Origin of the sequence: Burkholderia sp. Bmkn7 (assembly GCF_041103175.1) — a bacterium.
Taxonomy (GTDB): domain Bacteria; phylum Pseudomonadota; class Gammaproteobacteria; order Burkholderiales; family Burkholderiaceae; genus Burkholderia; species Burkholderia cepacia.
Genome location: NZ_JBGCUH010000002.1, coordinates 93574 through 118687 on the forward strand (window position 1 = coordinate 93574; position 25114 = coordinate 118687).

Sequence of the window (25114 nt, forward strand, 5' to 3'; positions counted from 1 at the left end):
CGGGGTGCACGCGCTTGAACACTTCCCCTGACAACCCGGTGTGCGCAGAGTCAGCACACGCAGTCGCCGCTACAGCTGGTGACGCCGTGACACATATTCACAGTCGCCGGCGTGTAGTACGAGTGGGTAGTTTCCCGGTCTCGCTCTGCTCGCCCCCTTCGCCTCAGCCTCGACGATCGCTTCACATCATCAACTTCCATTGGACTCCAAAATAAAAATCGTACTCGTTCTATAGACAAGGAAAATCTTACCGGCCACTGTCTGTAGCTCATCCATACACAAGGCATCCGAGTCCATGAAAGAAGAACATGCCGCCTGCCCTTACTTTCTTCGCTCGTTGATTCGTCTTTACGCGACGGTGCGGCGGCTACACACGCCGCCGATCATCGCAGTTGAAGATGTCACGATCGATCAATACGCGATTCATGGCCCGGAGTCAGTCGATTGGGTTTTTGCGAACCTGGATTGAGGAGATGACCATGAGCCGACGAGCAATCAGGAACGGTGACGCTACGACGACAGGCGGAATCGTCATCGCTGGCACAGCAAGCATATTCGTGGACGACAAGCACATTGCGTTAGACGGCGACAAAGCGACGTGTGGAAATTGCGAGGGAAAGTTTCCGATAGCGGGAAGCGCGGTATCCGTCGTCGGTAACGGACGTGCCGTAGCCGTCGAGGGCGACGCGGTACTTTGTCCATGCGGTCAAAACTTTTTAGTCGCGAGCAATGACTGCATGTTTTTCATTGGCAGCAGCAGCGGCCATCGCTCGGCGCCCCCGTTCACCGGATATTCGGCATTCGCACCCACGCGCTACGCGCCGGCATCGGACATTTACAGCGATCAATTTGTGATCCGCGACGTGAGGACGAAGCAACCGTTAAGCAACGTACGCTATTGGATCAAGGATCGATTCGATAACGTGCTGGCATCCGGCGTGAGTGATCGGCACGGCTGTACCGTGCGCGTACGAACCGAACATGCGGAAGCATTGAAGCTTGTAATCGAGGACTGAAACGATGGGAAACCAAACTACCGTCGCCGAGACAACAACAAACACCACCGCAGGATCGCAGACATTTGCCGATGTTGACTTGCGACCGATCTGCGAAAACATGACCAATTCGGAATTCCGCAAGGTTTTTTCCGTAGCGCAAGGACGAGCGATTGACCGGTTGACGATCCGCATTGCTGATTTACAAAAGTGGTCGAAGGTCGATAAGGGCCGGGTATTCAAATGGTTCGGTCGAAACGACGAGCGCACGCGTATGCACCTACTCACCGGCCTGACGAAAGTGCTTGCCGTGGTTCGAGCATTCAACGAGAACAATGTGGTTCGAAGCGGCAGCGCTGGCGATCTTGCGACGGGTTGCACGCCTCACCCACGAGGAACGACAAACGAGGCCGCCCACGTATGCGCGCCGGACACGGCAACCCACACGATCGCCATCAGTGGGCGATTCTGCACGATGCGCCCGTGGACAGCGAACGCTGATTCGCACGTGTCAACTATCATTCACGAAGCCACCCATTTCCAAGACACCATGTCGTCGACCGATGACCAATACACGATTACGCCCTTGCTCCCCGGTTGGGGACGGTCAAACCCAGACTTGGCAATCAACAATGCCGACAGCATCGCGGGGTACGTTGTTGACATTGAGTAAGGTCGTCACTGCCGCCGCGCTCGTGTTGAGCTGCGCACATACGGCGTTCGCATGCGATGGTCCGTCGAACATGCCCGGTTGGGATTTCGATGTTCGATTCGACAACAATTCAAGCGACCTATCTACCTCCGAACTGGCGAAGCTCTCCGTATGGTCGAACAACATGCGCAATCGCTTCCCCATTGTCGATGTGGTGTCGGTTGTCGGATTGGCCGAACCGACGGAACGAAGCGCGCAAGAGCTTGCGCACCGACGCGCAGCGAACGTCAAAAGCGCGCTAGATCAATTCTTGATTCGGGGCGAACGAAATTCGATGATCGCGCGAATCTACAAACTGCCGTTTCCCCCGAGCGAGTTTGACGACAACGGGCGGCGCGTCGAGATCACATTCGGTCCGGGGTGCCCCAACCACTGCTGCCCGAACCTGAATCCCACACCCAGGGCGCAATGAGGTAACACGACGCACCCACGCCGGCCCGCGCGATGCGGGCCGTCTTCCTCCTGCCTCGCAGGTTCCCGCGATTAGCGGAACAGGTTGAGCGCCTCCACCAGCCGCGTCGCCTGCTGCTTCAGACTCCCCGACAACAGGAATCCAATTGTGCAAGCCTGCCGGACAGAGGCCAAAATCACGCCGTCGTATGCGAACCCAGCCCGCACAAGCGAGGCATTGCCGGCTATTCGAAATTCTGCAGTGACTCGTTCGGCTAGCAGTATCACGAATCAAAGATAAAGGTAGCTGCGCATGGATGTGCGATGACCCACGAGTAGCGCCACACAGCAAACTCATCAATCGCTGACCATGGAACGCATCCCGGATGCGGGTGTCCTCATTCAAAAATGCCAACAGCGCCGCGGGTACGATATCGATGGCGTCTAAACTCCTAACCGCCGCCACGCTCGCGTTGAGCTGCGCACAGGCAGCGTTCGCCTGTGACGGCGCGTCGAACATGCCCGCCCATTACATCGATATTGTTTTCGATGCGGATTCGAGTGCGATTTCTCCGACCGAACTCTCGAGGTTGTCGGCATGGTCGAGCGACATGCACAAGCGCTTTCCGATCATTGATACGGTCTGGCTTATCGGACTGGCCGAACGAACCGAGAACAACGCGCAACAGCTCGCAACGCAACGAGCGGAAAACGTGATGGCTGTTCTGGATCGGCATTCGATCCGTGGCGAGAAAAGCGCGCTGGCGGGGAAGATTTTCAAGCCGGACGAATTCGGTCAATCCGGGCGACGCGTTGAAGTGAACGTCAGTCCGGGGTGCCCCAACCACTGTTGCCCGAACCTGAATCCCATACCCAGGGCGCAATGACATAGCAGGACACGCCCAAGCCGGCCCGCACAACGCGGGCCGCCTTCCTCCTGCTTCACGCGCCCCCGCCATCACCGAAACACGTTCACCGCCTCCACCAGCCGCGTCGCCTGCTGCTTCAGGCTCTCCGATGCCGCCGTGCTCTGCTCGACCAGCGCCGCGTTCTGCTGCGTGATGTTGTCCAGGTGCACCACCGCCTGGTCGACCTGCGCAACCCCCGTGCTCTGCTCGGCCGTCGACGAGCTGATCTCCGCGATCAGATCCGACACGCGCTTCACCTGCGTGACGATGTCCTCCATCGTCTTGCCCGCGCCGTCGACGATCCGCGCACCCGATTCGACGCGCTCGACGCTCGCGCCGATCAGCGTCTTGATCTCCTTCGCCGCGTTCGCGCTGCGCTGCGCGAGCGCCCGCACCTCACCGGCAACCACCGCGAAACCGCGCCCCTGATCGCCGGCGCGCGCCGCTTCAACGGCCGCATTCAGCGCCAGGATGTTGGTCTGGAACGCGATGCCGTCGATCACGCCGATGATGTCCGAGATCTTTCGCGAGCTGGCGGTGATGTCGTTCATCGTCGCGACGACCTCGCTCACCGCCTGCCCGCCGCGCCCGGCGGCTTCGCTCGCCGACACCGACAACTGGTTCGCCTGCAGCGCCGTCTCCGCATTGCTCGACACGGTCGCCGTCATCTCGGCCATCGATGCGGCCGTCTGCTGCACGCTCGTCGAAGCCTGCTCGGTGCGCGCGCTCAGGTCGTTGTTGCCCTGCGCGATCTCGTTGCTCGCGCGCTGCACGTTCAGCACCTGCTCGCTGACATCGTCGACGAGCCAGCGGAACATCAGCCCGAGCTGGTTGATCGTGCGCAGCGTCATGCCGATCTCGTCGACACGATTCATCCGCACGCCGCTGCGGCTCTCGCCGGTCGCGACGCGCAACGCCTCGTCGCGCAACTGCACGAGCGGGCGCGCAATCTGCGCATCGAGCCACAGCCCCGCGGCCACCGCGGCGCCGGCCGTCACCGCCGCGAACGCGGCGAGCCCGCCACCGGCCAGCCCGCACGCCCATGCGCCAGCCACCACGACCGGCGCAAACCCGCACAGCGCCGCATGGAGCCGCGCGCGCACCGACATCGTCTGGAACAGCGACGTGAAACCGGCCACGCCCTTGCGGACGATCAACCCCTTGTAAAAATGCCGGTTGCCGGCCCGCCCTTCGCGGAAGTCCTTGTAGAGCGCCTCCGCGGCCGCGATCTCGTCGCGCGTCGCCTTCGTGCGCACCGACATGTAGCCCTTCGGCTCGCCGTTGCGCATCACGGGTATCGCGTTCGCACGCACCCAGTAGTGGTCGCCGTTCTTGCGGCGGTTCTTCACGAGCGCGGTCCACGGCTCGCCGCCCTTGAGCGTCGCCCACATGTCGGCGAACGCCTCCTTCGGCATGTCCGGATGCCGCACGACGTTGTGCGGCTGGCCCTCGATCTCTTCGGGAGAAAATCCGCTGACCTGGATGAATGCCGCGTTCGCGTAGGTAATGTAGCTGTTCGCGTCGGTGGTCGACATCAGCGTCGCGTCGTCGGGAAAATCGAATTCGCGTTGCGTGACGGGCTGGTTGTTGCGCATGGTGTGGAGCTCCGGGTAACGGATCTTGCGTCCGCTTGTCGATTGATTCGCGACCCTGCACATTGCGGTCAATCCGCATGCACATTGGTCATGCTCCTGCACTTTCGGCAACTTCTACGAAAACATTATGCCTTGCCCGGGTAAATATGCATTAAAAATGCATCACCTTGTCTTTACCGAACAATTCGTTTACTGATGAAACTAAACACCATGCCAGGCAACGGTTTGCCGGATATTCGTCTGATTAATTCGCGTAATTCGCCAAAATCGATTCAATGCATAAATGCAGAATCTTGAATACGAATATTTCTCGTTTCGCGTATTTTGATTGAATCGAAAAACCTGAACGCGCATTGCGCGCGTCAATCACGATGTCACGATGCATCGATCGGGCGCGCACATGGCGTGCGCGCCCCGACGATCACCGGAACACGTTCACCGCATCCACGAGACGCGTTGCCTGTTGCTTCAGGCTCTCCGATGCCGCCGTGCTCTGCTCGACCAGCGCCGCGTTCTGCTGCGTGATGTTGTCCAGGTGCACCACCGCCTGGTCGACCTGCGACACCCCGGTGCTCTGCTCGGCCGTCGACGAGCTGATCTCCGCGATCAGATCCGACACGCGCTTCACCTGCGCGACGATGTCCTCCATCGTCTTGCCGGCCTCGTCCACGCGCCGCGCGCCCGACTCGACGCGCTCGACGCTCGCGCCGATCAGCGTCTTGATCTCCTTCGCCGCGTTCGCGCTGCGCTGCGCGAGCGCCCGCACCTCGCCGGCAACCACCGCGAAGCCGCGCCCCTGTTCGCCGGCGCGGGCCGCTTCCACGGCCGCGTTCAGCGCAAGGATGTTGGTCTGGAACGCGATGCCGTCGATCACGCCGATGATGTCCGAGATCTTTCGCGAGCTGGCGGTGATGTCGCTCATCGTCGCGACGACCTCGCCCACCGCCTGCCCGCCGCGCCCGGCCGCTTCGCTCGCCGACATCGCGAGCCGGTTCGCCTGCAGCGCGGTCTCCGCGTTGCTGTCGACGGTCGCCGTCATTTCGGCCATCGACGCAGCCGTCTCCTGCACGCTCGACGCCGCCTGCTCGGTGCGCGCGCTCAGGTCGTTGTTGCCCTGCGCGATCTCGTTGCTCGCGCGCTGCACGTTGTGCACCTGCTCGCTGACGTCGTCGACGAGCCAGCGGAACATCAGCCCGAGCTGGTTGATCGTGCGCAGCGTCATGCCGATCTCGTCGACGCGGTTCATCCGCACGCCGCGCCGGCTCTCGCCGGTCGCGACGTTCAGCGCCTGGTCGTGCAGTCGCTTCAGCGGACGCACGATCTGCGCATCGAGCCACAGGCCGGCCGCCGCCGCCACGCCGACCGTCACGCCGGCAAATGCCGCGAGGCCGCCACCGGCGAGCCCGCACGCCCAGCCCGCGCCAACGACCGCCGGCGCAAGCACGCACAGCGCCGAATGCACGCGCGCCCGCACCGACATCGTCTGCGACAGCGACGCGATACGCAGCAGCCCCGTGCGGATCACCAAACCCTTGTGGAACCGGCGCTGGCCGGCCTTGCCGTCGCGGAACGCGCGATACAGCGCATCGGCGGCCGCGCTCTCGTCGTGCGGCGCCTTCGTGCGCACCGACATGTAGCCCTGCGGCTCGCCGTTGCGCATCACGGGTATCGCGTTCGCGCGCACCCAGTAATGATCGCCGTTCTTGCGGCGGTTCTTCACGAGCGCGGTCCACGGTTCGCCGCGCTGGAGCGTCGCCCACATGTCGGCAAACGCCTCGCGCGGCATGTCCGGGTGGCGCACGACGTTGTGCGGCTGGCCGACGAGTTCCTCGGTCGTGAAGCCGCTCACCTGCGCGAACGTCGTGTTGGCGTAGGTGATGATGCTGTCTGCATCGGTCGTCGACATCAGCGTGACGTCGTCGGGAAAATCGAATTCCTGTTGGGTAACGGGCTGGTTATTACGCATGCAAGGCTCCGAAAGGCGGATCTGTCGTCCGCGTCGCGCTGAAATCACGCTCAGTAGCCGAAAAACGGTTTATCGCTTAACGACGGTCTTCATCTTACTGTCGGCATATTGGGGAAAAACCTTACCCTTTCCTCGCATAAAATATCCAATTCGCCCGCCGCCATGATTTCGATCAAATAATCCGGCAATAATCGCCGCGAGCGTTCATCCAGATGTCACGCCACGCTGCGCGACGACGTCGCGCGGCAGACCAACGCCATCAGCCGTTGCACGCGGCGAAACGATTCCGTTTATCCTGCTCCATTCAACCGGTATTCGAATTCGATGAAAAAGGCATTACACGAACTGAATCGGCTGTCCTGGAATAGCGCGACAGTCGCGCATAACAGCCACAAAGGCGATCAGGCCGCGTTTTTCCGCGCGGGCGGCTCGACGCTCTATCCGGAAGAACGCGAACTGCTCGGCGACGTCGGCGGGCTGCGGCTCCTGCACCTGCAGTGCAACGCGGGGCAGGACACGCTGAGCCTCGTGCGCGAGGGCGCGGATGCGACGGGCGTCGACATCTCCGACGAAGCGATCGCCTTCGCACGGCAACTGTCGGCTGACGCGGGCCTGCCCGCGCGTTTCGAGCGCGCCGACGTGCTCGACTGGATGCCCGAGGCCGCCGCGCGCGGCGAGCGCTTCGATCGCGTGTTCACGTCGTATGGCGCGATCTGCTGGCTGTCCGACCTGAACGCGTGGGCGCGCGGAATCGCCGCGCTGCTCGCGCCGGGCGGCCGTTTCGCGATGGTCGAGTTCCATCCGTTCGCGCTGTATTTCGACGAACAGTGGAAGCCGCACTATGACTATTTCAAAAGCGACGCGACCGAGGAACCGGCAGGCGTCGGCGATTACGTCGCCGTATCCGGCACGGGGCTCGGCGCGCAGCACGACCATCCTGGCGTCGTCGATTTCGCGAACCCGCATCCGAGCTACGAGTTCATGTGGGGCATCGGCGAGGTCGTGAACGCACTCGTGTCGGCGGGGCTCACCATCGACCGCCTGACCGAATATCCGTATTCGAACGGCTGGAAGGGCTTCGATGGCATGCGCGAGCTGGACGGCCGCCGGATGGTGCCGCCCGGTCACATGCCGAGCCTGCCGTTGATGTATGCGATCGCCGCGCATCGGGAGGCCGCATGACGCGCCGCACCGCCGCCGAACGCGACGCGCTTTCCGCACGCCCGCTCACGCGCGACGAAGTGCCGCTCGTGTGGACCATCGACCGGCGCGAGATCATCGAGCACCTGTACGTGCTGCGCGACGGCGCGCTGCATCTCGTTCCCGAGTTCTACGACGTCGGCGGCTGGCCGGAAGGTGAAGCCGACCACTACACGCCGATCCTGCTCGACTGCCACGATCGCGGCGGCTGGTGCCTCGGCATGTTCGACGGCGAACGGCTCGTCGCGGCGGTCGTCGTCGACAGCCGGCCGCTCGGCCCGCACGGCGACATGCTGCAACTGAAGTTCCTGCACGTGAGCCGCGACTGGCGCGGCTGCGGGCTCGGCGAGCAGCTCTACCGCGCGGCCCGCGAGCAGGCGCGCGCGATGGGCGCCGCACGCCTGTACGTGTCCGCGACGCCGTCGCAGCGCACGATCGACTTCTACCTGCGGCTCGGCTTCACGGTCAGCACATCGCCCGACCCGGCGCTTTACGCGCTCGAGCCGGAAGACATTCATCTGGAAGGGCCCGCGGCCTGAAGCGCCGGCACGCGGGTGAAGCGCGGGATGTCCCGCGTTGCCTCGTCTGCCATCGGCCATCGCGCAATTACGGAGAGCAAAATTGCAGGACGAAGCACAACCGCCAACCATACCGAAGATCCTCGTCAGCATGTGCGTGGTCGGCCATCCGGTGCGTTACAACGGCTCGGCCAAGACCGCCGCGCACGTAGCACTCGAACGGTGGCAGCGCGAAGGGCGTCTCGTGCCCGTCTGCCCCGAACTGGCCGGCGGCTTCAGCGTGCCGCGCCCGCCCGCCGAAATCGCCGGCGGCGCATCGGGTCAGCAGGTGCTGTCGGGCGCCGCGCGCATCGTCGACGTGAACGGCACGGACGTGACAGCGCCGTTCGTCGCCGGCGCGCAAACCGCGCTGGCCCTCGCGCGCACGCACGGTTGCCGCTTCGCTATCCTGGCCGACGGCAGTCCGTCGTGCGGCAGCACGTTCATCCATGACGGGAGTTTCGGGAACCGGCGGCACGCGGGCGCCGGTGTCACGGCGGCGTTGCTGCACGAGCACGGGATCGAAGTGTTCGCGGACACCGAGATCGACGCGCTCGAGGCGCGTCTCAGGGAGCTGTCGCAGGCCGGTTAACGACGATGCGCGGCACGAGCATCCTCGTGCCGCGCATCGTTTCCAAAGCGGCGAATCAGTCAAGACGCGAAGCGGTCTCGCGGCGAGGCGACTCGTAGCCGCCGCTTCGCCACGAGACATGAAACGCGGGTCAGACGCGTTCGATCGCGATCGCGATGCCTTGACCGACGCCGATGCACATCGTGCACAGCGCGAAGCGGCCGTTCGTGCGATGCAGCTGGTACATCGCGGTCGTCACGAGACGCGCGCCCGATGCGCCGAGCGGATGGCCCAGTGCGATCGCGCCGCCGTTCGGGTTCACACGCGGATCGTCGTCGGCGACGCCGAGCATGCGCAGCACCGCGAGACCTTGCGATGCGAACGCCTCGTTCAGCTCGATCACGTCGAACTGGTCGATCGTCATCCCGAGCCGGGCGAGCAGCTTCTGCGTGGCGGGCGCGGGGCCGATGCCCATCACGCGCGGCGCGACGCCGGCCGTCGCGATGCCCAGCACGCGGGCGCGCGGCGTCAGGCCGAAGCGCTTTGCGGTTTCCTCGTTCGCGAGCAGCAGCGCGGCGGCACCGTCGTTGACGCCCGACGCGTTACCGGCCGTCACCGAGCCGTCCGGACGCACGACGCCCTTCAGCTTCGCAAGCGTTTCGAGCGACGTTTCACGCGGATGCTCGTCGCGCGACACGACCACCGGATCGCCCTTCTTCTGCGGAATCGTGACCGACACGATTTCCTCGGCGAGCGTGCCGTCCTGCTGCGCACGCGCGGCCTTCTGCTGGCTGCGCAGCGCGAACAGGTCCTGGTCGGCGCGGCTGACGTTGTAGTCGACCGCGACGTTCTCGGCCGTCTCCGGCATCGAATCGACGCCATACAGCTGTTTCATCAACGGATTGACGAAGCGCCAGCCGATCGTCGTGTCGTAAATGTCGGCCTGGCGCGCGAATGCGCTCGCGGCCTTGCCCATCACGAACGGCGCGCGCGTCATGCTCTCGACGCCGCCCGCGACCATCAGCGCGGCCTCGCCGGACTTGATCGCACGGGCGGCCACGCCGACCGCATCCATCCCGGAACCGCACAGGCGGTTGATCGTCGAACCCGGCACGCCCTGCGGCAGCCCCGCGAGCAGCGCGGACATGCGCGCTACGTTGCGGTTGTCCTCGCCGGCCTGGTTCGCGCAGCCGTAGATCACGTCGTCGATCGCCGTCCAGTCGACGTCGCGGTTGCGCTCCACGAGCGCCTTGAGCGGCACCGCGCCCAGATCGTCGGCGCGCACGCCGGACAGTGCACCGCCGTAACGCCCGATCGGCGTACGGATCGCATCACACAGAAAAGCTTCGGTCATCAGTGTCTCCGGTCCCAGGACAGGCTGGGGAATGAACAGGGCGCGCCCCTTGCATTGCCCGCCGGGATGCGCTTAAATGTTCTATATACGAACATAAGATCGTGTATCGAACGTTCAACGCATCATAGGGAGTGCGGGGACGACCTGTCAAGCGCCCGGCCCGCCGTGCGGTTGGCGTGTCGGGCCCCGTGCGCTATCTTCTCGGCTGCACGATATTCCAGGCGCTCATGACTACCGAAGACACTCAGACGAAACCCGGCGACTCCTACGTACAGTCGTTCGCGCGCGGCCTCGCGGTAATCCGCGCGTTCGACGCGGCCCGTCCGGAGCAGACGCTCACCGAGGTCGCCTCGGCCACCGGGCTCACGCGCGCGGGCGCGCGCCGGATCCTGCTCACGCTGCAGACGCTCGGCTACGTCGAGGCCGACGGCCGGTTGTTCCGGCTCACGCCGAAGATCCTCGAGCTCGGCTTCGCGTACCTCACGTCGATGCCGTTCTGGAATCTCGCCGATCCCGTGATGGAGCAACTGTCCGAGCAGATCCACGAAAGCTGCTCGGCGGCCGTGCTCGATCGCACCGAGATCGTCTACGTGCTGCGCGTGCCGACCCGCAAGATCATGACGATCAACCTGTCGATCGGCAGTCGGCTGCCCGCGTACTGCACGTCGATGGGCCGCGTGCTGCTGTCCGCGCTCGACGATGCCGCGCTCGACGAAACGCTCGCGCAAAGCGGCATCCGCGCGCATACGCCGCGCACGATCACCGACCTCGGCGAACTGAAGGCGGCGATCGCACAGGTGCGCCAGCAGGGCTGGGCCGTGGTCGACCAGGAGCTCGAAGTGGGCCTGATGTCGCTGTCCGCGCCGATTCGCAACCGGCGCGGGCAGGTCATCGCGGCGATGAACATCAGCGGCAACGCGCAGCGGCATACCGCGAAGCAGATGGTGAAGGAGTTTCTCGAGCCGCTGCAGCAGGCCGCGCAGACGGTGTCGGAGCTGGTGGCGCGGCGCGGGTGAGCGCCGAGCCGCGCGCGGGTACGGATACAAGCACGCCGCGCGGCGTGAAACGACGCGCGGCGCACTGTGTCGGCCGGCGCGACGGCGTTGTCCAGGACAGCCGCCCGCTCGCCGGCGCACCGACGCGCCGGCGGCGTGCCGTGCTTCAGCCGTTGCCGGCGAATGCGTCGCCCATCGGCTTCATCCGGATGCCCGGAGCGAGTCGGGTCCAGGGCAACTCGGCCGGATCGGCCGTCATCGGGCCCGGCGCCGTGGCAACGAGCACCGCCTCGGCGATCCCCTGGAAATCGGCGCGAAAGTGCACCGAGCTCTTGTTGACGAGGATGCGCATCGCTTCCGGCTCGACGCCGCCCACGCGATAGAGATTGCGGTCGAGCATCTGCGCCTTGCCGCTGCTCACCACGATCAGCACACCATCGATCCGCAGGCAGGCGACGGGGCCGATATCCGCGCGCATGCCGTTCATCATCGGGCCGTCGTACCGGCATACGCCGTCGGACAACTTCACGACCTCGAAACGCGCGTGGACCGGCTCGTCGCCGGGCACGCCGGAAACGCCGCCGAGCGCCAGCTCGACGAACGCCCCGACCCCGGCGCGATGAGCCGCCGCCGCGGCAGCGGGGTCCCAGATCAGGCCGATCGCCGCCTCTCTCGCGCCATTGCGCAGCAATGCCCGCAGCATGCCCGTCGTGTTCGAGTCGCCGCCCGCGCCGGGGTTGTCCTGCGTATCGGCGATGACGACCGGCTTGTCGGCCCCGTCGGCAAGCCGCATCGCTTCGCGCACGGCAGCGTCGGGCGACAGGAACGGCACCTGCCACGCAGCCTCGTCCGCCAGCATCCTGTCGTAGAGTGCCTGCACGGCGGCCTCGGCCGATGCGGCGTCGTCGCCGTAACCCCAGATGACCGGGCCGCATTCGGGAAAATCGGCCGCCGGAAAACCCGGCGCGAACGACAGCGACGCCACGGCCCCGGTTTCCAGCGCCGCGAGCTCCGCATACATGCCGCGCGCAGGCTCGAGCAGCGTGCACATGCCGTTGATCGGGATCAGGAACGGCAGCCGCCGCACTGCGCGATGCAGCGGGCGGCTACCCGCCGCCCCCGAGACGAGCAGGCGCTCGAGCAGCACGGCCGCGCGTTCGCCGGTCTCGGCCATGTCGACATGCGGATAGGTGCGGAAGGCGACCAGCGCGTCGGCCTCGTGCAGCATCTTCGCAGTCACGTTGGCATGCAGGTCGAGCGACGCGACCACCGGCACGGCCGGGCCGACCACGGCCCGCACGCGCTCCAGCAACGTGCCTTCGCCGTCGTCGGTATGCTCGGCGACCATCGCGCCGTGCAGGTCGAGGTACACCGCGTCGTAGCCTCCGCTGCGAACTGCCGCGAGGATTTCGCCGGCAATGCGCTCGAACGCATCCTCGGTCACGTGGGCCGACGGGCTCGCGCCCGCCCAGATGACCGGCAGCAGGCTCCAGCCGCGTCGTTCCGCCGCGACGATGAATCCGCCCGCGGGAATGTTGACGTCGCGCAGGGCAAGCACGTCGTCGCCCCGCACCATGGCCGGGAAGCCCTCGCCGCGCTCGAAGTTTGCGTAAGCGGCTTTCGACGGCGCAAACGTATTGGTTTCATGCTGAAAGCCGGCAATCAAGATCCGCGTGTTCAAAAACGTGTCTCCGGAAACAGGTAGTCAAGGCACGGGCCGCGCCACGCCGCGACGGAGGTCGCGAGCGCCTGCGGGCCCGCGATATCACGCCGTCGCCAACGCGTCGCGCGGCGCGGGCAGCCGGTTCGCCACGAGCACCGCGGCGCCCGCGACCAGCAGCGCGACCATGACCAGCAGGCCGGCTGCCATGCTGCCCGTCGCCGAGTGGATCGCACCGATGATGGTCGGGCTCAGGAAGCCGCCGATCAGGCCGATCGTATTGATCAGCGCGATGCCGCCCGCGGCCGCGTCGCCCTTCAGGTATTGCGATGGAATCGCCCAGAACACCGTGTACGCGGCCCAGATCATCGACGTGGCGATCGTCATGCCGACCAGCGAGACGACGAGATTGCCGTTGGCCGTCGTCGCCACGGCCAGCGCGATCGCGCCGATCAGGGCCGGCACGGCACTGTGGAAACGGCGTTCGCCGCGGCGGTCCGACCGGCGGCCGATGACGATCATCGCGATCGCGGCGCAGACGTACGGGATCATCGAGTACAGCCCGATCTGCATCGTGTCGGTCACGCCGTCGGCCTTGAGGATCGACGGCAGCCAGAAACTCACCGCGTAAATCCCGCAGATGATCGTGAAGTACGCGAACGCCAGCAGGTACACGCGCGGGTCGCGCAACACCTGTCCGAACGAGTGATGACCGGCGCCGGGTGCGTGCAGCTCGGCGGCGAGCAACCGCTTCTCGTCGCCGGTCAGCCAGGCTGCGTCGGCCGGCCGGTCGGACAGGACCTTGAGTGCGAGCGCGCCGAGCAGCACGCACGGCAGGCCTTCGACGATGAACATCCACTGCCAGCCGGCCAGGCCGTGGGCACCGGACAGCCCGGTCATCAGCCACGCCGACAGCGGCGAGCCGAAGGCGCCGCCGATCGGGCCCGCGAGCATCACGACCGCCATCACGCCGGCCATGCGGCGCTGGCCATACCAGTAGGTCAGGTAAAAGATCATCCCCGGCGCGAAACCGGCCTCGAACACGCCGAGCAGGAAGCGCATCCCGTAGAAGGTGGTCTCGTCGCGGACGAACATCATGCCCGCCGAGGTCAGGCCCCACAGCACCATGATCCGGCTGATGGTCTTGCGTGCGCCGATCCGCGGCAGCAGCAGGTTGCTCGGGATCTCGAACAGCACATAGCCGAGAAAGAAGATGCCCGCGCCCAGCCCGTACACCGCATCGGAGATCCCCAGGTCGCTCTGCATCGAGAGCTTGGCGAACCCGATATTCACGCGATCGAGATAGGCGAACGTGTAGCAGAGCAGCAGAAACGGCAGCAGGCGCCAGTTCAGCTTGCGGTACAGGGCCTGATGCGCCGGGCTGTCGGGCGCGACCGGGTCTTGAGGGGATGGAATGGCGGACATGCGCTCTCCTTTAGGGCGTATTGCTTCGAATCCCGCATCGATGATCGACTCCGTTCGAATCGTCGAGGAGCCGAAAAAGCAGCGCAATAGCAACCTAAGCGAGTTATCGTTGCTCAACGAGCAACACTTCCACGGCAAACGGACCGACACCATGCGCGAACTGAACCAGCGCCGCCTGCGCTATTTCCATGAAGTCCTGACGCACGGCTCGATCCGCGGCGCGGCCGACAGCATCAACACGTCGCCGTCCGTCATCACGCGGCAGATCCGGCTGCTCGAGGAAGAAATCGGGGCGCCGCTGTTCGAGCGCCAGCCGCGCGGCGTCCGGCCGACCGAAGCCGCGGCGCACCTGCTCGAATACTGGCGCGGCTGCCGCTCCCAGCAGGAACTGTTCGAAGACCGCCTGCAGGCGCTGCACGGCCTGCAACACGGCCAGATCCGCATCGCCACCAGCGAAGGCTATATCGACTGCCTGATGGACGAGGTGCTCACCGACTTTTGCGCGCGCTATCCGAAGCTCGACGTCACCGTCGATATCCTTCCGGTCAGCACCTTGCTGCAGGAAGTCGCCGAGAGCCGCGCGCATATCGGCCTCGCCTACAATCCCCCGGCGCATCCGGACATCGAGTACGTCGCCACCGCGCCGCAGCCGGTAGTGGCGCTCGTGCATCCCAGGCACCCGCTCGCCGTGCGGGGCCGGCCCGTCGCGGTACACGAACTCGCTGGGTATCCGCTTGCGTTGATGCCGCCGGCGTTCGGTCTCGGGCAGGCCGTGCAGATGCTCGCCTATGCGGAGAACATCCAGCTCCACCCGACGCTGACCACCAATTCGCTGGCCGTGCTGCGCCACTTCGTCAGGCGCAACGACGGCGTCACGCTGCTCGCCGCGTTCGCGGCCTATCAGGAACTGGAGGCGGGAGAACTCGTCGCCGTTCCCGTCGCCCATCCGCTGCTCGAGGCAGCCAACGCGAGGCTGCTGGTCAAGGCCGGACGCACGCTCGGGGTGGCAGCCGATACGCTGCTGCGCGGCATCCTCCGTGACATGAAGATGTTTTCGGACGCGGGCGGCCGCAACCGCGGGACAACGGCGCGCGGCAAGTCAGGCAAGCGTGCTGCCGTGCGTCGCGGCGGGCCATGAACGGCCCGGCTGACGATGCGGCCTGCGTCCGCCGGCCGTCTCCAGGCGGCCGGCCCGGTGCAGGCCGGGATCGAGCGGCCAGCGATTATCTGAGGAAACCGAAGTTTCTCGACGATCTCATACAGGTCGGGTTCGTCGCGTGCGACGCGCGCCGCTCGTCACGCGCCGAGCAACATCCCCTTGCGCACCGGCACGGCACCCGTCACGCGGCCGAGCGGCGCGCCGGCCGTGACGAAACGAATCGCGCGGCGCATGTAGAACACGCCGTCGGTCCCGCTCGAGATCGTCGTGATCGCGTCGGTCAGCGGATCGACGATGTCGAACAGCGGATCGCCGGCGCGGATCGTCGCGCCGATCGCCGCGCGGTGCACGAGGATCCCGCTCACCGGCGCGTAGAACTGCTCGCTGCCCGCGAGCGGCGTGGCCGGCCCGGCGAGCGGCGGCAGCGGCACGCGTTCGCCGCGTACCGCGCCGCGCCACACGAGATAGGCGACGAGCGCATCGGCATCGCGCTCCGCATGGTCGTACGTGACGTCGCGCTGCCCCCGGCACTCGACCGTCACGGCCACGGTGCCGGCCGCCATCGGCGTGCCGGCCGGCAAGTGCTGCCGCAACTGCGACCACAGCAGATGATGCGCATCGTCGAACGCGTGCCCGCCCGAATCCTCGGCGAGCAGCGACACCTGCGCGCCGAGATAGCGCGCAAGCGGCTCGACTTGCGGCCACGCGGTATCGCTCGTGTACACGTGCATCACCGCTTCGAGCGAGCAATGCAGGTCGATCACGACCTCGGCATCGAACGACAGCTTCAGCAACGCCAGCTGAAGCGCATCGAATTCCGTACGCGGTGCGATATCGTCGAGCGCCGCGCCGACACATTCGCGCACGATCGCGCGATTGCGCTCGCCGTCGTCGCCGAGCCGATCGCGCGCACGCGCGGCGATGTCCGCGAGCGGCAGGAAACCGCGATTGAAGTTGCGGCCGCTCGCAAGATCGAAACGGCCGATGAACTGCCCGAGCAGATGATGATTGAGGCCGACCGGGTTCGCGACCGGCACGAGCACGATCTCGGCCGCGAGCCGGCCTTCAGCGTCGAGCTGCGCGAGACGCTGCTTCAGCACGAACGCCGCGAGCATCGCGGGCGTCTCGTCCGCGTGCAGCGCGGCCTGCAGGTAGATCTTGCGGCCGGTGCCGGCCGGCCCGAAATGAAAGCTCGTCAGCGTGCGCTGCGTGCCGATCGACGGCGACAGAAGTGGCGTGGTGCGAATCTGCATCGAGGGTCTCGAACGGTTGAAAACGGGGCCGCGGGTGCAACGGCGCGGTGGCTCGGCGCTCAGTCGCCGTACGGGTTGAAGTCGAAATACTGCTTCGCGATCCGGTCGTACGTGCCGTCCTTCAGCATCGACGCGATCGCGCCGTCGATCGACGCCTTGAGCGCCGTATCCGACTGCCGCATGCCGATGCCGACGCCGCGATCGCCCATGTCGAGCGGCGTGCCGACGAACGCGAAGCCCTTGCCGCGCGGCTGGCGCAGGAAGCCGTAGTCGGCTTCCACGGTGCCGAGCAGCGCCGCGTCGAGGCGGCCGTTGACGAGATCGGCGAACACGTCGTCCTGGCTCTTGTACGGCACCACGCTCACGCCGGCCGTCGCCCAGTGCGCGAGCGCCCACGATTCGAACTGCGTGCCCGACTGCACGCCGACACGCTTGCCGGCCAGCGACGCGGTCGTGCTGCCGAGGCCGCTCCCGGGCCGCGCGACGAGCCGCGACTTGAAGCGGAACAGCTTCGACGAGAACAGGATCTGCTTCTCGCGCTTTTCGGTGATCGCCATCGACGACAGGATCGCGTCGATCTTGCGCGCCTGCAGCGCGGGAATCATCCCGGCGAATTCGAGCTCGACCCACTGGCAGCGCAACTGCGCTCGGCGGCAGATCTCGTTGCCGAGATCGACGTCGAAGCCCTTCAGGCTGCCGTCGGGCGCTTTCGCATCCATCGGCGGATAGGTCGGATCGATGCCGAGGCGCACGACATGCGCGTCGAGTGCAAACGCGGACGTGGCGGCCCAGCCAACGCACAGGGAAACGAGCGGGACGAGGATACGTTTCATGGTCGACGGAGGACAGGAAGGAACGCAAACGGCATCAGCCGGACTGCCTGCGATCGTAGGCGACACGGGCCGGCGCCGGAACCATCGACTGCCTTATCATGATCGGTATTTCCGATCACCGGCCCCGCGCGTGCCCATGGCGTTCACGCTCTCCCAGCTCCGCATCTTCCAGGCCGTCGTCGAGCACGGCAGCCTGCGCGCCGCCGCACGCGCGCTCGATCTCGCGCAGAGCGGCGTCACGCAGCAGCTGCAGAGCCTCGAGGCGACGCTCGGCGCGACGCTGTTCACGCGCACCAATCGCGGGATCGTGCCGACCGCCGTCGGCCAGCGGCTGCTCGCGCGCTCCGGTTCGATCCTCGGCGAATGCGAGCAGGTCGAGCGGGAGATCCGGCAGTTGAGCGGCGCGTACGAAGGCACCGTCACGCTCGGCCTCGTGGCCGAACCGCTGATCGACGCGTTCGCGCCGGTGCTCAGCGCGTTCCGCGCGCGCTTCGACAACGTCGACGTGCACCTGCGCACCGGCACGTCGCGGATGATGATCGGCTGGCTGCGCGAAAGCGCGGTGGATTTCGCGATCGCGCTGGTCGCGAAGCAGACCGACACGACCGATCTCGCGGTCACGCCGTTGCGTGCTTCAGCGCCGGTGGTCGTGTGCCGCAACGGGCATCCGGCGATGCACGCAAAATCGCTCGCCGAACTGGCCGGTTACGGGTGGGTGTCCACGCGCTCGCCGAACCTGAGCGCCGACCCGGTCGTGAACCGGCTGCTCGCGTACTTCGACGCGCACGGCCAGCCGCCGCCGAGGATTCTCGCGACCGTCGAAGGGATGTTCGAGACGCTGCAGATCGTCACGCAGACCGATTCCCTCGCGCTCGAAACCGAAGCCATCACGCGGCACGGGCCGTTCGCCGGCGCGCTTGCGAAGGTGCCCGTGCGCGAGCAGGCCGAATCGCAGGACATCTGCCTGCTGCAGCGCGCGGCCGTGCCGCTGACGCCGGCCGCGCAGGAACTCGCGACGATGCTCGCGTCGTACCTGCGGATGGTGCGCGGGCGGTAAGCGCGTACTGCAGCCCGCCGCCCGCCTTGCCGTGCCGCGCGTCAGTCCAGCGACTCCCGCGCCGTCTCGCGCAGCATCGCGACCGCGATCAGCGACAGCACCACGCACGCGGCCACGTAGCCGGCCGGCGCGAGCTTGCTGCCGGTCGTCTTCACGAGCCAGGTCGCGATCAGCTGCGCGGTGCCGCCGAAGATCGTCACCGCGAGCGCATACGCGATCGAGATGCCGGTCGCCCGCACGTGGCGCGGCAGCGACTCGCACATCAGCGCCATTTCCGACGCCGAGCCGAGCGAATAGAACAGCAGCATCAGCGCGGTCAGCGGCAGGATCACCGACAGCGTCGGGTGATGGTTCATCAGCCAGAACGCCGGGAACAGCAACAGGACCAGCACGCCGCGGCCGACGAAGATCGGCAGGCGGCGGCTGCCGAGCCGGTCCGACAGCCAGCCGAACAGCGGGCACGTGACCAGCATCACGCAGCCCGACGCGACGCCGACGAACATCGACAGCTTCATCGGCAGCCCGAGCGTGTGGATCGCATAGGTCGGCATGTAGAACGTCAGGATGTAGGTCGACACCGTGCCGCCCATCACCGTGAGCATCAGCAGCAGCACCGTGCGCGTGTGCTTCGAGAACAGCTCGTGCAGCACGCCGCGCTCGATCCCGTGATGGCTGTCGCCGGGCGCATCGTCCGCGAGCCGGCGGCGCAAGTACATGCCGACCGGCGCGATCAGCACGCCGACGAGGAACGGCAGCCGCCAGCCCCAGCTTTCGAGCGCGTCCTTCGTCATCGTGTTCGACAGCAGCGCCGCGAAACCCGAGCCCATCAGCGCGGCCCCGCCCTGCGTCGCGAGCTGCCAGCTCGCGCGGAACGCGCGGCGCGACGTGCCGCCCTGTTCGAGCAGCGTCGTCGTCGCCGCGCCGAATTCGCCGCCCTGCGAGAAGCCCTGCATCAGCCGCGCGAACACGACGAGCAGCGGTGCGGCCACGCCGACCTGCGCATACGTGGGGGCAATCGCGATCAGGCCGGTGCCGAGCGCCATCAGCATGATCGTCAGGTTCAGCGCGGCCTTGCGCCCCTTCCGGTCCGCATAGACGCCGAGCACGACGCTGCCGAGCGGCCGCGTGAAGAAACCGGCGGCGAACGTCGCAACCGACAGCAGCAGCGACGTGGTCGGGTCGCTCGACGGGAAGAACAGCTTGCCGATCAGCACCGCGAAGAAGCCGTACACGGTGAAATCGAAAAATTCCAGCCAGTTGCCGATCACGGCCGCCGCGATTGCACCGCGCCGCGTGACGGCAGGCGCGCCCGGCGCGCCGGCTTCGGCCACGCCCGTCGACGCGGGGTGCAGCGCGAGATGGTCTTTCTGCATCGCTATCCTCTCCTGTCAATGCGGCCGGAAGCGGCGGCCGCGCGCCGCCGCCGCGATCACTGCCCGAGGTAACGCTCGACGAGACGCGTCCAGAACGCCGCACCGATCGGCAGGTTGCGATCGTTGAAGTCGTATTTCGGGTTGTGCACCATGCAGCCGTCCTCGCCTTCGCCGTTGCCGAGCCGCACGAACGAGCCCGGCCGCTGCTGCAGCATGAATGCGAAATCCTCGCTGCCCATCAGCAGGTCGGTCTGCTCGACCACGTGCGCATCGCCGACGAGTTCGCGAGCGACCTGCGCGGCGAAATCCGTTTCGGCGTCCGTATTGACGACGACCGGATAGCCCTCGATGTACTCGACGTTCGCGCTCGCGCCGTAGCTCGCGGCCTGCGTTTCGGCCAGCTCGGTGATGCGGCGCTTGAGCAGCGCGCGCACTTCCGGGCTGAACGACCGCACGCTGAGCTCGAGGCGCGCGCCGTTCGGAATCACATTGTTCGCGGTGCCCGCGTGCATCGAGCCGACCGTGACGACCGCCGGCTGCGACGGGTCGACGTTGCGCGCGACGATCGTCTGCAGCGCCATCACGATGCTTGCCGCGACGACGACCGGGTCGACCGTCAGGTGCGGCCGTGCCGCGTGGCCGCCGACGCCTTCGATCGTGATGATCGCCTTGTCTCCCGCCGACATGAACGGGCCGCGCCGCGTGAGGAACACGCCCGGCGCCGCGCCCGGATGGTTGTGCATGCCGAACACCGCATCGCACGGGAAGCGTTCGAACAGGCCGTCGTCGATCATCTTCTTCGCGCCACTGTCGACGCCGTGCTCTTCCGCCGGCTGGAAGTACAGGTGTACGGTGCCCGAGAAGTTGCGCGTCTTCGCGAGATGCTGCGCGGCGCCGAGCAGCATCGTCGTGTGGCCGTCGTGGCCGCAGGCGTGCATCTTGCCGTGCGTGCCGCTCGCATACGGCAGACCGGTCGCCTCGACGATCGGCAGCGCGTCCATGTCCGCGCGAATGCCGATGCTGCGCGCGCCGTCGCCCACCCGCAGCGTGCCGACCACGCCCGTCTTGCCGACCCCGCGCGTCACCTGCCAGCCCCATTGCTCGAGCTTGTCCGCGACGAGCGCGGCCGTATCGTGCTCTTCGTACGCGAGTTCGGGGTGGTGATGGATGTGGTGACGGATCTCGCGCAGCCCGCCGGCGGCGGGCATCAGATCCTCGACTTCGGTGAAGCGGGTATCGGTGGTCATCAAGGGGCTCCTGCGTTTGTCTGCGCACGCCGGTGGCGCGTGCGGGAAAGCGAGCCACTATAGCCAGCCGATATCGGTTCAATAAGATGCGGAATTTTTCACCGTGATAAGTATTTTTAATCAGGGTTAATGCGTAGTCGGCTCATCGCTTTGTGGCTTTCGTCCACGTTCGGCACGATTTCATCCATCTTCATGCCGGCCTGCGCCACCAGGTCGCTGCCGATTCGCACCTGTTCCACCGAATTGCCAAAATGGGAGCGGCAGAGATCGGCCGTGACATCGAGGCACGGCCGACCAACTTCAAGATCATTGTTTCTACGGGAAAATCGCGCGGATCACAGAGAGGCCTTCAGCAGACGGCCCATTTCCGACGGGTTGCGCGTGACGGTGATACCGCACGCTTCCATGATTTCCAGCTTCGCTTCGGCCGTATCCGCACCGCCCGAGATCAGCGCGCCGGCGTGGCCCATGCGCTTGCCCGGAGGCGCCGTGACGCCCGCGATGAAGCCGACGACCGGCTTCTTCATGTTGTCCTTGATCCACTCTGCCGCGTTGGCTTCGTCCGGACCGCCGATTTCGCCGATCATCACGACTGCGTCCGTATCCGGATCGTCGTTGAACATCTTCATCACGTCGATGTGCTTCAGACCGTTGATCGGGTCGCCGCCGATACCGACTGCCGACGACTGGCCGAGGCCCAGTGCCGTCAGCTGCGCAACGGCTTCATACGTCAGCGTGCCCGAACACGCGCGACGCATCATGCATCCACTCTTGTGGGCCTCTCCCGTGACCCAGAAAACAACATGATCTCGCTCGACCATCATGGCTTGGGTGTGCCGGAAACGCCATTTGCCGGGGAAAGGCGTCGAGGTACGGATCGGAGCGTGGGCCGGAAGCAATGGCGGGGGCACAAAAAGGCGTCTACGGCCCCGCAAGATTCGCCGCGCGTCCATGTGCGCGCCGCGCGCCGGTCAAAGCAGCCGCGGCGTGCCGACCCAGACCAGCACGGCTTCGTCGTCGCGCGTGTTGGTCCAGATAGGCGGAATTGTCGATTCATAGTGCGCGCTGTCACCCACGCCGAGCACGAACGTTTTGCCTTCCAGCGTGATCGTCACTTCACCGCTGAGCACATGCACGAATTCCTCGCACGCGTGCGTGGTTTCTTTGCCTGGTCGCTCGCCGGGCGACATGCGCACGAGAATCGCTTCGAGTTGGCGGTCGCCCGGCCGAATCGACAGGCGCGCGAGCAGATCGGCGGAATCGGCGAAGGCGAAGTACCGCAGATCCTTACGGCGTCGCACGCAACTTTCCTCGGTCGGCGTATCGATGAAATAGCTGGCGGACACACCCAGCGCTTTCGCGATGCTCGCGAGCGAAGTGATCGACGGGCTGGCGTGATCTCGCTCGACCTGCGAAAGAAAGGACTTGGAAAGCTGCGAGACGGTCGCGATGTCGTCCAGCGTGCGACCCTGGCGCTGGCGCAGCAAGCGAATCTTGCTGCCGACGGAGACGGCGCGCCGGGTTTCGACCGTTTTCGATGCCATTGACCTGCCTCATTTCTTCGGTACTCGTACCGCCTCTTAACACGCCGGCCTCCAGATTCCGACCCACCTCATCAGTCGGGCCTAGTGCGACGATGCATCCGTTTGCTCGCCCGGCAACAACCTCCGCGCCAGGGCCAGCGCCTCGTCTTTCGTCGCAACCGTGAGCATGGGATAGCCCCAAAATTTTTCGTACACCAGAGCGAACGCCTTGGTCGCCAGTCGCTTGGCGGTATTCGGTTCGATGTAGATCCCTGCCTTGACGAAGGTCTGCAATTCGCTCTTGTGGCGTTTCATCCAAAGCGAGGTTTGCTTCCTTTCTTCCGGCGAATGTTCGTGTTCGCCTTTATCAAGCCCCTCGTCGTTGAGTAAAACGAAAACCTCCTTCCGTGCGAGCAATCCCTCGAACTCGGCGAAAGGCGAGGCTGTGGGCTCGGTGCCTGGCGCGTTTAGTCGCATCCAGACCAGCGGGAACTTCGAGGCGTCAATCAACATGCCAATACTCCTTCGGCGCATCACGGGAAATAGCTGGCAGCCCCACTTCGTCAGGAAAACGGGATATCCCTCCGGACCGGAAGCACAATAGCCCTGGCGAGCAGAACGACCAGCATGGTCAATCACACGATACCGACGGAATGACTGGACGTCATTGCACAAGTTGGCCATAATATTTTTCAATTAGGCCAGCGCCTCATCTTGGATCCGAAGCCCGATACGCATCATGTCAAGCATTGCCATCACCGATCCGACCGCGGCCAAGGACGTGGATAACCTGCCCCGGCCCGTTGTCGCCCTGAGTGCCATGTCGGTAGCCAAGGGCTGGGAACATGCGAGGCATCGGCACCGCAGGGCGCAACTGCTTTACTCCGTCCGTGGCATCCTCAACTGCGAAATCGAAAACGGTGTCTGGATCGTGCCGCCGCAATGCGCGGTATGGATACCGGGAGACTTGCCCCACTCGGCACGGGGATCCGGTGAAACCGAATGTCATTGCCTGTTCGTGGAGCCTGATGCCGCACCGGATCTTCCGAAAACCTGCTGCACGATCTCGGTCTCGCCATTGCTGCGCGAGTTGCTTCTGAAGGTGGCCGGCTTCCCCGCGTTATACCCGTCGGGAGGCCGGGAAGACCGACTGATTGCCGCGTTGCTGGATGAGTTGGCGGCGGCTCCGGTCGAAGACCTGCATTTGCCGATGCCGCGTGATCCGCGATTGCGCCGACTCGCGGAAATGCTGTTGGCCGATCCGACCGACAAAACCTCAAAGGGCGATTGGGCCACCCGCATTGGCATGAGCGAGCGAAGCATGAGCCGGCTTCTGCTGCACGAAATCGGCATGAGCTTCGGACGCTGGCGCCGGCAACTGCATGTGATCCTTGCGCTTCAACGCCTGACCATCGGCGAAAGCGTGCAAACGGTGGCGCTGGAACTGGGCTACGAAAATGCCAGCGGGTTCATCACCATGTTCCGCAAGGCGGTAGGCAAGCCGCCAGCACGATACCTTTCCGATCGAACGACAAACGCCCAGTCTGATGCCGTGCGCGGCATCGTGCTTCCCGAATGAGTCTCACCTCGAGTGGAGCGTGCCGTCGTCCACCGAGCATGGAGGCCTGGCGGCAAAAAGCGGCGAGCCTCTGTCAGATCGGGCGACCTTGTTTTAAGGTCACCTACTCTCTTCCCCTGCGGGACGACCGACATTCCGCACACGTCACGGTGATGGAAAAAGCTGGCTCGTTGTCGAGATCGAAGCCTTCCTTGGTCGCCAGTGATCGGAGATGCTCGTGCAATGCCCGATCCTCGATAAAAACCAACCGCGCACCACAGCGGCAGCGCACGGTGTCGTTCTGAAGGTTCTTGCTGTCCGGCTTGAGCGCGTAGAGTGCGCGGCCTTGAGCGCCCTCCGTACGGACCAGCAAGCCGGAGGTCCATAAATCATTCAGCGCACGGTAGATCGAGGCCGGTTTGAGGCTGTCGAGTTGCGTGCAGAGGATGCGATACATTTGACTGGCATCGAGACAGCGCGGCGCCGCCTGTTCCAGTACGGACAGGACACGGGTACGAGCGATCGTCGGTCGCAGTCGGCTGGCCGCCAATCGTTGTTCCTGAGACGACATCGGCGGTGTGGTCGCCGGACAGGCTGCTATGGTGTGCTTCATCGTGTGTTTGCCAGACGGCAGGCGCTTGCCACCGAATGATGTAATCAGGTCAATGATCCGAGGCGGGTCGTCGTGCGAGTCCATATCCGTATTCCTTCGTTATGCATAACTTCCGGTTGTTCGCGACAACGCGGAGCCGCGTGGCCAATGGTTGGCATCGGACATCGGCG

The 25114-nt window shown here is 65.4% G+C and carries 25 protein-coding genes and 1 pseudogene; 12 read left to right on the forward strand and 14 right to left on the reverse strand.

Features of this window, described 5'->3' with window-relative positions; genetic code table 11:
* Positions 1–295: 295 nt before the first annotated feature.
* From AB3K92_RS06210 to AB3K92_RS06230, 5 genes are all read left to right on the forward strand, one after another.
* Positions 296–469, forward strand: coding sequence for a hypothetical protein (locus AB3K92_RS06210; RefSeq protein WP_155631051.1), 174 nt, complete (start codon positions 296–298; stop codon positions 467–469).
* A gap of 10 nt (positions 470–479) precedes the next feature.
* Positions 480–1016 (forward strand): PAAR domain-containing protein, encoded by a 537-nt coding sequence (locus AB3K92_RS06215; RefSeq protein ID WP_060233831.1) that lies wholly within the window; start codon positions 480–482, stop codon positions 1014–1016.
* A gap of 4 nt (positions 1017–1020) precedes the next feature.
* Entirely contained in the window at positions 1021–1668 is a 648-nt protein-coding gene (locus AB3K92_RS06220) for a M35 family metallo-endopeptidase (protein WP_048028574.1), read from the forward strand.
* Positions 1661–2119: a hypothetical protein gene (locus tag AB3K92_RS06225; RefSeq protein ID WP_369464672.1), complete on the forward strand. Its 459-nt coding sequence runs from the start codon at positions 1661–1663 to the stop codon at positions 2117–2119. The genes AB3K92_RS06220 and AB3K92_RS06225 overlap by 8 nt, the downstream gene beginning before the upstream one ends.
* Positions 2120–2534: 415 nt before the next feature.
* Positions 2535–2984 (forward strand): OmpA family protein, encoded by a 450-nt coding sequence (locus tag AB3K92_RS06230; RefSeq protein ID WP_081076737.1) that lies wholly within the window; start codon positions 2535–2537, stop codon positions 2982–2984.
* Positions 2985–3055: 71 nt separating this feature from the next.
* Here AB3K92_RS06230 and AB3K92_RS06235 read toward each other — a convergent pair whose 3' ends face one another.
* A complete protein-coding gene (locus AB3K92_RS06235) occupies positions 3056–4600 on the reverse strand; it encodes a methyl-accepting chemotaxis protein (RefSeq protein ID WP_369464673.1) in 1545 nt (514 codons plus the stop codon).
* Between the two features lie 421 nt (positions 4601–5021).
* Complete coding sequence (locus AB3K92_RS06240) at positions 5022–6566, reverse strand: PAS domain-containing methyl-accepting chemotaxis protein (protein WP_059591008.1); 1545 nt, start codon at positions 6564–6566, stop codon at positions 5022–5024.
* Positions 6567–6890: 324 nt separating this feature from the next.
* On the opposite strand from AB3K92_RS06240, the gene AB3K92_RS06245 reads away from it, so the two are divergent.
* From AB3K92_RS06245 to AB3K92_RS06255, 3 genes are all read left to right on the forward strand, one after another.
* Entirely contained in the window at positions 6891–7748 is an 858-nt protein-coding gene (locus tag AB3K92_RS06245) for a class I SAM-dependent methyltransferase (RefSeq protein ID WP_048023452.1), read from the forward strand.
* Positions 7745–8305, forward strand: coding sequence for a GNAT family N-acetyltransferase (locus AB3K92_RS06250; protein WP_060074429.1), 561 nt, complete (start codon positions 7745–7747; stop codon positions 8303–8305). Before AB3K92_RS06245 ends, AB3K92_RS06250 begins: the two co-directional genes overlap by 4 nt.
* 130 nt (positions 8306–8435) lie before the next feature.
* Positions 8436–8915, forward strand: a complete 480-nt coding sequence (locus tag AB3K92_RS06255; RefSeq protein WP_369465764.1) for a DUF523 domain-containing protein — start codon at positions 8436–8438, stop codon at positions 8913–8915.
* Positions 8916–9045: 130 nt separating this feature from the next.
* Here AB3K92_RS06255 and pcaF read toward each other — a convergent pair whose 3' ends face one another.
* A complete protein-coding gene (pcaF, locus tag AB3K92_RS06260) occupies positions 9046–10248 on the reverse strand; it encodes a 3-oxoadipyl-CoA thiolase (protein ID WP_027790454.1) in 1203 nt (400 codons plus the stop codon).
* A 227-nt stretch (positions 10249–10475) separates the two neighbouring features.
* Between pcaF and AB3K92_RS06265 the strand changes: the two genes are divergently transcribed.
* A complete protein-coding gene (locus tag AB3K92_RS06265) occupies positions 10476–11264 on the forward strand; it encodes an IclR family transcriptional regulator (protein ID WP_059487748.1) in 789 nt (262 codons plus the stop codon).
* Between the two features lie 145 nt (positions 11265–11409).
* Here AB3K92_RS06265 and AB3K92_RS06270 read toward each other — a convergent pair whose 3' ends face one another.
* Together AB3K92_RS06270 and AB3K92_RS06275 are read right to left on the reverse strand one after the other, a co-directional pair.
* Positions 11410–12924 carry a M81 family metallopeptidase gene (locus AB3K92_RS06270; protein ID WP_369464674.1) on the reverse strand — a complete coding sequence of 505 codons (1515 nt, stop codon included), beginning with the start codon at positions 12922–12924 and terminating at the stop codon, positions 11410–11412.
* Between the two features lie 84 nt (positions 12925–13008).
* Positions 13009–14328 (reverse strand): MFS transporter, encoded by a 1320-nt coding sequence (locus AB3K92_RS06275; protein ID WP_369464675.1) that lies wholly within the window; start codon positions 14326–14328, stop codon positions 13009–13011.
* Positions 14329–14479: 151 nt separating this feature from the next.
* Between AB3K92_RS06275 and AB3K92_RS06280 the strand changes: the two genes are divergently transcribed.
* The gene (locus AB3K92_RS06280; RefSeq protein WP_369465765.1) at positions 14480–15466 is read left to right on the forward strand and encodes a LysR family transcriptional regulator; all 987 of its coding nucleotides are present in this window, start codon (positions 14480–14482) and stop codon (positions 15464–15466) included.
* A gap of 158 nt (positions 15467–15624) precedes the next feature.
* Here AB3K92_RS06280 and AB3K92_RS06285 read toward each other — a convergent pair whose 3' ends face one another.
* Together AB3K92_RS06285 and AB3K92_RS06290 are read right to left on the reverse strand one after the other, a co-directional pair.
* Positions 15625–16740, reverse strand: coding sequence for a succinylglutamate desuccinylase/aspartoacylase family protein (locus AB3K92_RS06285; RefSeq protein WP_060218902.1), 1116 nt, complete (start codon positions 16738–16740; stop codon positions 15625–15627).
* A gap of 59 nt (positions 16741–16799) precedes the next feature.
* Positions 16800–17573 (reverse strand): transporter substrate-binding domain-containing protein, encoded by a 774-nt coding sequence (locus tag AB3K92_RS06290; RefSeq protein WP_369464676.1) that lies wholly within the window; start codon positions 17571–17573, stop codon positions 16800–16802.
* 136 nt (positions 17574–17709) lie between these two features.
* Between AB3K92_RS06290 and AB3K92_RS06295 the strand changes: the two genes are divergently transcribed.
* The gene (locus tag AB3K92_RS06295) at positions 17710–18630 is read left to right on the forward strand and encodes a LysR family transcriptional regulator (protein WP_021156434.1); all 921 of its coding nucleotides are present in this window, start codon (positions 17710–17712) and stop codon (positions 18628–18630) included.
* Between the two features lie 41 nt (positions 18631–18671).
* Here the strand turns inward: AB3K92_RS06295 and AB3K92_RS06300 are convergent, their stop codons facing one another.
* From AB3K92_RS06300 to AB3K92_RS06325, 6 genes and pseudogenes are all read right to left on the reverse strand, one after another.
* Positions 18672–20003, reverse strand: a complete 1332-nt coding sequence (locus AB3K92_RS06300) for an MFS transporter (RefSeq protein WP_369464677.1) — start codon at positions 20001–20003, stop codon at positions 18672–18674.
* Between the two features lie 56 nt (positions 20004–20059).
* On the reverse strand, positions 20060–21250 hold the full coding sequence (locus AB3K92_RS06305; protein ID WP_059487458.1) for a M20 aminoacylase family protein: 1191 nt from the start codon (positions 21248–21250) through the stop codon (positions 20060–20062).
* Between the two features lie 116 nt (positions 21251–21366).
* The gene (locus AB3K92_RS06310; protein WP_264171881.1) at positions 21367–21489 is read right to left on the reverse strand and encodes a hypothetical protein; all 123 of its coding nucleotides are present in this window, start codon (positions 21487–21489) and stop codon (positions 21367–21369) included.
* A 96-nt stretch (positions 21490–21585) separates the two neighbouring features.
* Positions 21586–21993 (reverse strand): annotated as a pseudogene (locus tag AB3K92_RS06315) (succinate--CoA ligase subunit alpha); the annotation flags it as partial.
* Positions 21994–22221: 228 nt separating this feature from the next.
* On the reverse strand, positions 22222–22794 hold the full coding sequence (locus AB3K92_RS06320; protein WP_369464678.1) for a cupin domain-containing protein: 573 nt from the start codon (positions 22792–22794) through the stop codon (positions 22222–22224).
* An 81-nt stretch (positions 22795–22875) separates the two neighbouring features.
* Positions 22876–23286: a hypothetical protein gene (locus AB3K92_RS06325; protein WP_059496349.1), complete on the reverse strand. Its 411-nt coding sequence runs from the start codon at positions 23284–23286 to the stop codon at positions 22876–22878.
* A gap of 226 nt (positions 23287–23512) precedes the next feature.
* Between AB3K92_RS06325 and AB3K92_RS06330 the strand changes: the two genes are divergently transcribed.
* On the forward strand, positions 23513–24352 hold the full coding sequence (locus tag AB3K92_RS06330; RefSeq protein ID WP_059559890.1) for a helix-turn-helix domain-containing protein: 840 nt from the start codon (positions 23513–23515) through the stop codon (positions 24350–24352).
* Positions 24353–24455: 103 nt separating this feature from the next.
* On the opposite strand, the gene AB3K92_RS06335 is transcribed toward AB3K92_RS06330, so the two are convergent.
* Positions 24456–25028 (reverse strand): Fur family transcriptional regulator, encoded by a 573-nt coding sequence (locus tag AB3K92_RS06335; protein WP_369464679.1) that lies wholly within the window; start codon positions 25026–25028, stop codon positions 24456–24458.
* Positions 25029–25114 lie beyond the last annotated feature (86 nt).

Excerpts from the sequence above, each read along its gene's own strand:
- AB3K92_RS06210 (WP_155631051.1), top strand. The coding sequence starts at position 296 with ATGAAAGAAGAACATGCCGCCTGCCCTTACTTTCTTCGCTCGTTGATT.
- AB3K92_RS06215 (WP_060233831.1), top strand. The coding sequence starts at position 480 with ATGAGCCGACGAGCAATCAGGAACGGTGACGCTACGACGACAGGCGGA.
- AB3K92_RS06220 (WP_048028574.1), top strand. The coding sequence starts at position 1,021 with ATGGGAAACCAAACTACCGTCGCCGAGACAACAACAAACACCACCGCA.
- AB3K92_RS06230 (WP_081076737.1), top strand. The coding sequence starts at position 2,535 with ATGGCGTCTAAACTCCTAACCGCCGCCACGCTCGCGTTGAGCTGCGCA.
- AB3K92_RS06235 (WP_369464673.1), bottom strand. The coding sequence starts at position 4,600 with ATGCGCAACAACCAGCCCGTCACGCAACGCGAATTCGATTTTCCCGAC.
- AB3K92_RS06240 (WP_059591008.1), bottom strand. The coding sequence starts at position 6,566 with ATGCGTAATAACCAGCCCGTTACCCAACAGGAATTCGATTTTCCCGAC.
- AB3K92_RS06245 (WP_048023452.1), top strand. The coding sequence starts at position 6,891 with ATGAAAAAGGCATTACACGAACTGAATCGGCTGTCCTGGAATAGCGCG.
- AB3K92_RS06250 (WP_060074429.1), top strand. The coding sequence starts at position 7,745 with ATGACGCGCCGCACCGCCGCCGAACGCGACGCGCTTTCCGCACGCCCG.
- AB3K92_RS06255 (WP_369465764.1), top strand. The coding sequence starts at position 8,436 with ATGTGCGTGGTCGGCCATCCGGTGCGTTACAACGGCTCGGCCAAGACC.
- pcaF (WP_027790454.1), bottom strand. The coding sequence starts at position 10,248 with ATGACCGAAGCTTTTCTGTGTGATGCGATCCGTACGCCGATCGGGCGT.
- AB3K92_RS06265 (WP_059487748.1), top strand. The coding sequence starts at position 10,476 with ATGACTACCGAAGACACTCAGACGAAACCCGGCGACTCCTACGTACAG.
- AB3K92_RS06275 (WP_369464675.1), bottom strand. The coding sequence starts at position 14,328 with ATGTCCGCCATTCCATCCCCTCAAGACCCGGTCGCGCCCGACAGCCCG.
- AB3K92_RS06280 (WP_369465765.1), top strand. The coding sequence starts at position 14,480 with ATGCGCGAACTGAACCAGCGCCGCCTGCGCTATTTCCATGAAGTCCTG.
- AB3K92_RS06285 (WP_060218902.1), bottom strand. The coding sequence starts at position 16,740 with ATGCAGATTCGCACCACGCCACTTCTGTCGCCGTCGATCGGCACGCAG.
- AB3K92_RS06290 (WP_369464676.1), bottom strand. The coding sequence starts at position 17,573 with ATGAAACGTATCCTCGTCCCGCTCGTTTCCCTGTGCGTTGGCTGGGCC.
- AB3K92_RS06295 (WP_021156434.1), top strand. The coding sequence starts at position 17,710 with ATGGCGTTCACGCTCTCCCAGCTCCGCATCTTCCAGGCCGTCGTCGAG.
- AB3K92_RS06300 (WP_369464677.1), bottom strand. The coding sequence starts at position 20,003 with ATGCAGAAAGACCATCTCGCGCTGCACCCCGCGTCGACGGGCGTGGCC.
- AB3K92_RS06305 (WP_059487458.1), bottom strand. The coding sequence starts at position 21,250 with ATGACCACCGATACCCGCTTCACCGAAGTCGAGGATCTGATGCCCGCC.
- AB3K92_RS06320 (WP_369464678.1), bottom strand. The coding sequence starts at position 22,794 with ATGGCATCGAAAACGGTCGAAACCCGGCGCGCCGTCTCCGTCGGCAGC.
- AB3K92_RS06325 (WP_059496349.1), bottom strand. The coding sequence starts at position 23,286 with ATGTTGATTGACGCCTCGAAGTTCCCGCTGGTCTGGATGCGACTAAAC.
- AB3K92_RS06330 (WP_059559890.1), top strand. The coding sequence starts at position 23,513 with ATGTCAAGCATTGCCATCACCGATCCGACCGCGGCCAAGGACGTGGAT.
- AB3K92_RS06335 (WP_369464679.1), bottom strand. The coding sequence starts at position 25,028 with ATGGACTCGCACGACGACCCGCCTCGGATCATTGACCTGATTACATCA.